Here is a 3,923-nt window from a genome sequence, read left to right as displayed (position 1 = left end):
CTCAAGATATTCAAGATGATCAAAGCTTAATCTTATTTTCATCGGTGTTTAACCAAGTATTGGGTAGACTCAGCATGCTAGCGAATGCGCTGTCGGCCTGAAACTTTGCCCTCAATCCTAAGCATGGCGGCCTTGGCTGTCATCGTTGCTTTTTGTCATGGTTGCTTGGGGTGGTCACGCTGGCCAACACCGGCGTGCTGGCGGTTGTCTCACAAGCTACCAATTGAGTTTTTATGGAGGAACCATGCGATTATGGTTGCTAGGATTGATGTGGGTTTCAGGGATGTGGGTTGCAGGGATAGCGTCTGCCGCTTCTCCCTCGTATTTTATGCTGCAGCAAAGAGCGTATTTATCCCCCCACAGTGTGATGCAGCAGATTGAAAAGGAGTTCTCTGGGGTTATTGCCGAGTTTGATATGGACATGCAAGAGGGCGTGTTAATCTATCAATTTGAGCTGATTAATCCCTTAGCGAATGCCATTACACGCTTTGAATATCGGGCCAGTGATGGTAAGTTGTTGAAACAAAAGGCTGCTAAAGTGACGGCAAACGATAAGGGCGGACTCGAGGCGGCGCGGCTTATCAGCCTGAAGCACCAGACCTTCTCCGGCTTAATTGCCTTGGCCACCCAAAATCATCAGGGCTTTTTGACCGATGCAAAGCTCGATCACGATTTGGGGATAGGTTATTTAGAGCTGAAATTACTCAATGACACGGGCCAGTATAAGTTGGCTTTTGATATTGATAATCTGCAGCCGCTCCCTCTGCTTAAGTGGGATTAAGTCAACGAGATCAATCACCTGCCTGATTGAGGAGTGCAAAATACCGATGAAAATACTGCTAGTTGAAGACGATGCCACCACCATCGATTACATCGTTAAAGGCTTTGTTGAGCACGGCCATAGTATTGATACCGCGAGCGATGGCCAGCAGGGGTTGCAGCAAGCGAGCACGGATCAATATGATTTAATTATTCTCGACCGTATGTTGCCTCAGCTCGATGGCTTAACCTTGTTAACGGCGCTACGCACCCATGGCAATGCCACTCCAGTGCTGATCCTCTCCGCTTTGGCTCATGTCGATGAACGGGTTAAGGGCCTGCGTGCGGGCGGCGATGATTATATGACGAAGCCCTTTTCGTTTGCTGAGCTACTAGTGCGCGCCGAAAAGCTCATGCAACGTGGTCAGTCTGCGCCTATCAATACCGATCTCGTGGTCGGCGACCTGAAGATGGAGTTACTCACCCGCAACGTGACCTTAGATGGCCAAGATCTTATGCTGCAACCTAAAGAGTTTCAGCTACTTAAGTATCTGATGGAGCACGCCAATCAAGTGATCAGCCGCACTTTGTTATTTGAGGCCGTCTGGGATTATCACTTTGACCCGCGCACCAACGTGATAGACGTACATATCGCTAAATTGCGCCGTAAATTTGAAGAGCTTGGCCACGGTGAGTTGATTGAAACCGTAAGGGGATCCGGTTATCGCTTACGCCAAAGGCATTAAGCCTTACCAAAGCAGCGCTTGGCGCATCACCATTATTTTTTCGACCTTAGTGACGGTTATCATCGGCGCGTTGTTATTTGTGCTCTATCGTCAACTGATCATCGAGCAGCAATATCAAGTCAGCCAATATCTTGAAGCCGAAACCCAGCGCTATCAGCAGCTCGCTCTCACCGTCGATCGCCGCAGTTTTGCGGCGCAGATCCGTGCCGCCGATCCCCAAACCGCATTGATTGCTTGGCGCAACAGCCTTGATATGGTCGGCGCCTTAAGCTTTATGCCCGAAGACATGCCGATGCTGCCCAAAACCAAGGATTTTCCGATTTTAACGGGGGGGCCGGATAAGTTACATATTCTGACCGGCGGGATAGTGATGACGCGCTACGGCCCAGTGTTGATCGCGACCCGTACCGATAACTTAGCCACCCTGATTGATAAATTTATCAGCGCGGCTGCGACCGCTGTGATGCTGACCGTTATTTTGACCTTAGCGCTTGGGTATTTGTTTTCTAAGGCGATTTTGCGCCGTTTAGTGCAATACAATCGTTTGAGTGAGCAAATTGAGCGCGGCCATTACGATACTCGCTTACCCTTGAGTTGGCGTCAGGATGAATTTGATATGCTGGCCCTGCAGTTTAATAAGGTGCTGGATATTCTCGAACATAATCTGATGGCGGTGCGCGGCGCAACGGATAATATCGCCCACGATTTACGCACGCCTCTGTCCCATATCCGTATCGGGTTAGAAGAGTTAGCCACTAAGCCCGCCGCTGATATCGGTGAGGGCTGCGCGATTTTGACCGAGGAACTCGACCATTGTTTAGCCACTTTCGATGCCATGCTATCCTTAACGCGCATCGAAGAGGGACAACAAGCGCTGGATTTACAGGAGCTCAGCCTAGCGCAGCTCTGTACCGATCTTGCCGATATGGCCGAGGCGGTTGCCGAGTCTAATGGGCAAACCTTGAGGCTATCCCTCTTGAGTGACTGGCGAGTGCATGGTGATAAGTATTTATTATTTCAAGCATTGTACAATTTGGTGGATAATGCGATGAAGTATTCTGGCCCGGGGGCGCGGATTGATATCATTCAGTCAGGTGCGCAGATCCGCATTTGTGATAACGGCCCCGGGATCCCCGATGACAGTAAAGAGCGGGTGTTTGAGCGCCTCGTGCGCTTAGATCCTAGCCGCCATCTGCAGGGCACAGGCTTGGGATTATCGATGGTAAAAGCGATCCTCTCGCGCCACAATGCGCGGATCAGCCTATCGGATAACCTCAGCGGCGAGCAGCGCGGTGGTTTAGTCGTCACCATTGATTTTTAACGACTGCTCGAGTATTTGCCCCCTAAGTGTTTATCAACAGCTCACGGCTTAACCGCCGTGCCTGTACTTTAGCGATTAATCCAGCGTGACACAGTGAGAGTCTCATGTACCGAATCATAGCCGATGAGCCTGATTTTATTGTTATTTCAAAATCAGCCAATGTTCACTTTCACAGCCAAACCGGGGAGGCTGGCGTGGTTGCTCAGCTCGAGCAGGATCGCGATCTTAAGCTCTATGCGGTGCATCGCTTAGATACCCCCACCTCAGGTTTGTTGGTGCTGGCCAAAACTGCGGCGGTAGCCAAGCAATTTACCGCATTATTTACGGCTCACAAGGTGCAAAAATATTACCTCGCCCTTGCTAAGGGTAAACCCAAAAAGAAGCAAGGTTGGGTGATAGGTGATATGGCTAAATCCCGCCGTAGCATGTTTAAGCTGCTGCGCAGTAAGGATAATCCTGCCATTACGCAGTTTTTTTCTACGAGTGTGGGCGAGGGGTTGCGCCTCTATTTACTCAAGCCCCATTCGGGAAAAACCCACCAACTTAGGGTGGCGCTCGCCAGTTTAGGGGTGCCCATTTTGGGGGATGAGCTATACGGCGGGGCGGCGGCGGATCGCTGCTATCTACACGCCTATAGTTTGCGTTTTTGTTATGTCGATAGTCACGACGTCGTGCACCACTATAGTTACCAAGATGTGCCGCAGCAGGGGGAATTATTCCAGCAGGAGGCCGTGCTGGCAGCGATAGCGCAGTGGCATGAGCCCGACGCACTTCCATGGCCGGCAGCCTAATTAGGGCTTAAACGATCCAATGGGTAATCTCCTAGGCATAGGGATAGGCGATTATGCATATGAAAACGGGCATAAGACATCGCGCATAAAAGCTCACACAGGGGCACGGCGCGTAACGGGGGAGCGCTTGCTTGGCCTCTTTGTCCCTAGGGGAAGATGTGTTTAATTTGGCCGCCGGGATAGGTATAATCGCGGCCTTTTTCGCTTATTGGTTGGCCTATGAATCGCAAGAAAAAAATTAATCAGACCCTCAAGCACAAGGCAAAAAAGGCCAATGCGAAGCTGCAAACCACGCGCAAACCTCAA

General features: G+C 50.5%; 5 protein-coding genes. All 5 read left to right on the top strand.

The window, feature by feature from the left end:
- Positions 1–244 precede the first annotated feature (244 nt).
- Entirely contained in the window at positions 245–781 is a 537-nt protein-coding gene (locus tag ACRCZA_RS02320) for a hypothetical protein (RefSeq protein ID WP_438672873.1), read from the top strand.
- Positions 782–827: 46 nt separating this feature from the next.
- Complete coding sequence (locus ACRCZA_RS02315) at positions 828–1,505, top strand: response regulator transcription factor (RefSeq protein WP_438672872.1); 678 nt, start codon at positions 828–830, stop codon at positions 1,503–1,505.
- Between the two features lie 49 nt (positions 1,506–1,554).
- On the top strand, positions 1,555–2,826 hold the full coding sequence (locus ACRCZA_RS02310) for an ATP-binding protein (protein WP_438672871.1): 1,272 nt from the start codon (positions 1,555–1,557) through the stop codon (positions 2,824–2,826).
- 104 nt (positions 2,827–2,930) lie between these two features.
- Complete coding sequence (locus ACRCZA_RS02305; RefSeq protein WP_438672870.1) at positions 2,931–3,617, top strand: TIGR01621 family pseudouridine synthase; 687 nt, start codon at positions 2,931–2,933, stop codon at positions 3,615–3,617.
- Positions 3,618–3,836: 219 nt separating this feature from the next.
- On the top strand, positions 3,837–3,923 hold an 87-nt coding region (locus tag ACRCZA_RS02300), incomplete at its 3' end, for a DUF2986 domain-containing protein (RefSeq protein ID WP_438672874.1).

This window comes from Shewanella sp. (genome assembly GCF_051658185.1).
GTDB lineage: Bacteria > Pseudomonadota > Gammaproteobacteria > Enterobacterales > Shewanellaceae > Shewanella.
This window is presented reverse-complemented; position numbering and strand designations above follow the sequence as displayed.

Excerpts from the sequence above, each read along its gene's own strand:
- ACRCZA_RS02315 (WP_438672872.1), top strand. The coding sequence starts at position 828 with ATGAAAATACTGCTAGTTGAAGACGATGCCACCACCATCGATTACATC.
- ACRCZA_RS02320 (WP_438672873.1), top strand. The coding sequence starts at position 245 with ATGCGATTATGGTTGCTAGGATTGATGTGGGTTTCAGGGATGTGGGTT.
- ACRCZA_RS02305 (WP_438672870.1), top strand. The coding sequence starts at position 2,931 with ATGTACCGAATCATAGCCGATGAGCCTGATTTTATTGTTATTTCAAAA.